We start from the raw sequence: 3,785 nt of genomic DNA on the forward strand, positions 1-3,785 counted from the left end.
CGGCTACAATAATCACATCCTGCTGAAATTGCTTTCCTTTAAAATGATTCATCGTCATTCCTCCTGCTATCTTTTTCTATTATTCTACCTTATTTGATAGTAGATTTAAAACTTTGCAACAGAACCAAAAAAGGTATGTCAAATGGGAATATTATATTTACGGCAATAGCAGGTGTTTTCGTTTTTATATTAGGTTTAATAAAAATTTCCAACCATAATACTAAAGCAGCACGAGATCGTACTCCTTTGTATAAATGTTCTGCTTGTGGAAGAGAAATTAGAACACACTTAGCAGTTCCACCAGTATCAATAACAGGTGAGTGTATAGGTACTGAATCAAGAAGACACCTTTGGCAAAGAATAGAAAATTAAAAAGCCTAAAAGGCTTTTTTTCTAAACGCTCGAAGAGCGTTTCTTCTTAACTTGATACATATAGAATTCGCATTTCATCATAATTAGTCTCTAATCCTTTCAAATCTCATTTTATATGACTTTTGCAAGCTGTTAAGCTAACTTGTGGAACATATGCCGAACCTTATCTATACGGCTATTCGGGCGGCGGGGTTGGCAAATAAATTTACCAATAGCTGGCTGGTATCCTTTTAACTCTGTCAAGCAGACTCCCTGCCCATTTGTGAAATTAGTTAAATCGTTCCTGTATTCTTGAATACATCTAGCAGGGATTTCTCCTTTCAGAATGACCTCGTCATTCTTTATCTGAGTACTTACAATATCTGCACAATACCTTGGAGCATCATGATACGCCCGTGAGAGATATTCCTGCGGTGCATAAATTTCAAAGTGGAGATATGGCTCTAATAGTTCTGTCCCTGCTTTTTTTAAAGCCTGCTCCAATACGATAGGGGAAAGCAGCCGAAAGTCTGCGGGGGTACTTACAGGACTATAATACAATCCATATTCAAAACAGATTTTACAGTCTGTCACTTTCCATCCATACAGCCCCTGCTCGCAGCCATAAAGAACCCCCTCCATAACCGCATTTTGGAACGATTGATTTAAATATCCAAGTGAAACTCTGCTTTCATACTGCACTCCGCTTCCAATAGGGAGCGGCTCTATGGACAACCCGACAGAAGCCCAGAAAGGATTTGGCGGGACTTCTATGTGGATGGTATATTCTGCTTTTCTAAGCGGTCTTTCCAGATAAATAACCGAAGGCTCTTTCATAGCCACGCCCACATGATATTTTTCTTCTAATAGCGAACAAATAACTTCTAACTGTACTTTTCCCAAAAAAGATAACATAATCTCATGTGTAACAGTATCAATGTCAAAATGCAAAAGAGGGTCTGTATCAGCAATCTCTGCGAGGGCATTTAACAGGGCTTCCCTTTGCTCCGGCTTTTGCGGCTCTACCGTTGTCCGAAGTAATGGCATGGGATTATCAATCCGTGTTTTATGAGGCAGGAGTTTTTCATTTCCTAGAATGTCGTTCAGTTTCAAAGTATCATCAGCTAAAATAACAATTTCTCCCGGATAAGCGGTGTCTGTCCGAACAATTTCCCCTTTGGATGGAATACGCATCTCTGTGATTTTCAGCTTTTCTCTCCCGGCCAGGGCCACCGTATCCCGCAGGCGCAGCGTTCCGCTGTATAGCCGTAGATAGACACGCCGCTGGCCGCAATCTGTATACTCCACCTTGAAAACGCTGCCGCATAGGGCGGCGCTCCCCTGTTCCCCAATCGGTTGGAACAGCCCTGTCACCGCATCCATCAACGGTTGAATGCCAAGGCCCTTTTTGGCGCTGCCATAATAGACCGGGAACAGGGAGGCGTCTTGAACCCGCCGCTGTTCCTCCCGCACAAGTTTTTCCCGGCTGATTGGTTCTCCTGCGATATACTTTTCCAATAATTTATCGTTATTTTCGATGACCGCATCCCATGCTTCTATGTCGGTATTTTCCTCCAGGACTATTTCCGGGGACAGCGACACCGTCTGCTTGATGATAATATCGGCGGAGAGCTTATCCCGAACAGACTGAACCACGCTCTGCAAATCAACGCCAGCCTGGTCGATCTTGTTGATAAAGATAACGGTGGGAATGTTCATTTTCCGCAGGGCATGGAACAGAATACGGGTCTGGGCCTGCACGCCATCTTTAGCGGAGATCACCAAGATGGCCCCATCTAAAACAGCCAAAGAGCGGTACACCTCCGCCAAAAAATCCATATGGCCTGGCGTATCTATAATGTTGACTTTTACATCCTCCCACTGAAAAGATGTCACTGCTGTCTGGATAGTGATTCCCCTTTGACGCTCCAAATTCATTGTATCTGTCCTTGTTGTGCCTTCATCTACGCTCCCTAGTTCTGCAATTGCACCACTGGTATACAATAAACTTTCCGTTAATGTTGTCTTTCCTGCGTCAACGTGAGCCAGAATGCCTAAGTTAATTATTTTCATGTGATTTTCCTCTTATCAACACCCAAAAAAGGGCATAAAAATACCCAGTGATAAATACTCCTATCACTGGGTAAATAACTCCAATAGCCCCAAAACACTTATATGTTTTCGGGCATATAAAATTACATGATAAAAGTATTCTTAAACTGGGTACAAAAAACTAAGCCCCATATTAAAAGTGAAACGGGACTGCTACTTTTTGTTCCCACTATCAAATTGACAGTTTATTTAAGAATACCTTGCCGCATATTTATTAACTCCTTGTATAATACTGAATCTAATTATATTCCTTAACCCTTTATTTGTCAAGCTGACAAACTAAAGCAGAAAAAGCGGCAGGATTTCCCCCTGCCACTAATCATCTGTTTATGCAAAAATAATTTCCTTTTCCACAATCTCCCTCGCACAAGCCCTTATGTTATTGAGGCATCCTGTCCATTCTAAGGCGTTTTCTGCCTTTAGCTGTTCCGTTATGCCCTGTGCCTGTTTCATACCCTCTATGAGCCTTTCAAAGCGTTCCTGTGCCTGTCTGTTGATGTCGGCAAGGTAGGCGTTTAGCCTGCCGCTTGTAAGAAGATTGGTGTATGTAACTTTACGGTACTGTTTTAGATAATCTAAATGCCGTTGCCCCCAGATGCCTATTGCCTGTTCTTCTTCGGCGGGTACAGTTAAGCACGGTATCAAATAATCCCCTTGCCTTTCGTATTTGCCGCCCAGTTCCTCAAATAATGATTTTGCCATTGTCTGTTACCTCCACATTCTTTTTTATTTTGAATGTCCGCAAAATCCGTCCTACATCCATTGGAGCTTATGACCGTTCTCATAATTTACGGAATTGACAATAAAGTGCGTGTGTATAAATTAATCACTTTTTCTTATTTGTCATTTTATTTCGCCTGTTTCATCATCAATTTGTTTTCCATATCTTCGTTCTTGATATACCGCGTCAAACGTTAATCGAATAATCCCACTACTCATTTTCATCACCGAACGTATAACTTTCATACTGGGCAATCCATATTCTGCTCCATGATACTTTACAAAATTCTTCAATTCACGCATATTTGCTAAATCATGATCGTCAATAATATCGCAAATTTCGTTAAACAAATCTTCTTTATCTTCAACATCAAGCGTAATATAACGGTCAATATCAAAATTATTAATTAGCTTTATATCAGACCTTTTGTATTTATGCTTATTTTTGGCAACAGCGTCTTTTGATTCATGTGTTGGTTCTGTTGCAAAGTTTTAAATAAAGAATAAAATCCCTTACGGTATCTATGATTTAAGCTGGGATTCCCAATAATACCTTGATTTCAGTACAGACCGAAAACCCGAAGAGAGTGCCTTCTTTTCGG

3 protein-coding genes and 1 pseudogene are annotated in these 3,785 nt (G+C 41.0%); 1 reads left to right on the top strand and 3 read right to left on the bottom strand.

What is annotated here, in order from left to right:
- The first annotated feature begins 135 nt into the window (after positions 1 to 135).
- Positions 136 to 372: a hypothetical protein gene (locus ACVRZD_RS10455; RefSeq protein WP_198777500.1), complete on the top strand. Its 237-nt coding sequence runs from the start codon at positions 136 to 138 to the stop codon at positions 370 to 372.
- Between the two features lie 132 nt (positions 373 to 504).
- Here the strand turns inward: ACVRZD_RS10455 and tet(O/W/32/O) are convergent, their stop codons facing one another.
- From tet(O/W/32/O) to ACVRZD_RS10470, 3 genes and pseudogenes are all read right to left on the bottom strand, one after another.
- Positions 505 to 2,424, bottom strand: a complete 1,920-nt coding sequence (gene tet(O/W/32/O), locus ACVRZD_RS10460; RefSeq protein ID WP_013646121.1) for a tetracycline resistance ribosomal protection mosaic protein Tet(O/W/32/O) — start codon at positions 2,422 to 2,424, stop codon at positions 505 to 507.
- A gap of 366 nt (positions 2,425 to 2,790) precedes the next feature.
- A complete protein-coding gene (locus tag ACVRZD_RS10465; RefSeq protein ID WP_001129922.1) occupies positions 2,791 to 3,165 on the bottom strand; it encodes a TnpV protein in 375 nt (124 codons plus the stop codon).
- 141 nt (positions 3,166 to 3,306) lie between these two features.
- A pseudogene (locus ACVRZD_RS10470) lies at positions 3,307 to 3,657 on the bottom strand (replication protein); the annotation flags it as partial.
- Positions 3,658 to 3,785: the final 128 nt, after the last annotated feature.

This window comes from Streptococcus hongkongensis (genome assembly GCF_053206145.1).